Source organism: Vibrio sp. D173a (genome assembly GCF_030248475.1).
Genome location: NZ_JAHGAH010000378.1, coordinates 1 through 707 on the forward strand (window position 1 = coordinate 1; position 707 = coordinate 707).

Below are 707 nucleotides of genomic sequence, written 5' to 3' on the forward strand. Positions count from 1 at the left end.
TTCTTAAAGCGATGTTGATCAGTTGGGCAAGCTTGGTCGTTGAAGCTCGCTCACTTGATGCGGAATTTTGCGCTGCGTGCGTCTCGTTACCTGCTGCGTTAACCAAGGTTGGCGCAGCGACCAGAGCCACCATAAAAATAGGTGCAGCTAAGCGGTATGGTTTGATATCCATAATCTAAATCCAGTGTTCGCCGGATCGATGGAGGTGCGGATTTTATTGGGGGAACAGTAAAGCCTTGTAACCTCATCGTTCAGGCGCATTAAAACAACCTGCGATACACACGCAGGGTCGAATGCTTGACTGACTTAAACTATAGGAGGTCGGTACAGGTCGCGGCTGACGTGTACGACTGGGGAAGCAACTTCAGGAGTAATGGTTGCGCGATAAACGACAGGCATTGGGCTATTGATAGGATTCGGTAGGGGGACGAAAACTATCGTACACGCGGCAGTACAGCAGGTATGAACCATGCCTGAGCCTCCGCCACAGTTCATACTGGTTTCTCTTGCATCGCTATTTTCTGCTTCGGAAGCTTCGGACATAGAAACGTCTGTCATGGAGACGTCCATCATGCCAGGCATACCGCAGTGTTCACTTTCACTCATCATAGACGAATGATGTGCCATGCCTTTTGACATCATTTGGATATTCATCAACGGCTCACTATTCGCCACACTCGATACCAAGAGTACCAGTGTTGTGAAGA

Annotated in this window: 1 protein-coding gene and 1 pseudogene; both read right to left on the reverse strand. The window is 49.1% G+C overall.

Features of this window, described 5'->3' with window-relative positions; genetic code table 11:
* Window positions 1-172: pseudogene (locus KIV40_RS35495) on the reverse strand (copper transporter); the annotation flags it as partial.
* A gap of 134 nt (window positions 173-306) precedes the next feature.
* A partial coding sequence (locus KIV40_RS25980) for a hypothetical protein (protein ID WP_285352074.1) occupies window positions 307-707 on the reverse strand: 401 nt, incomplete at its 5' end.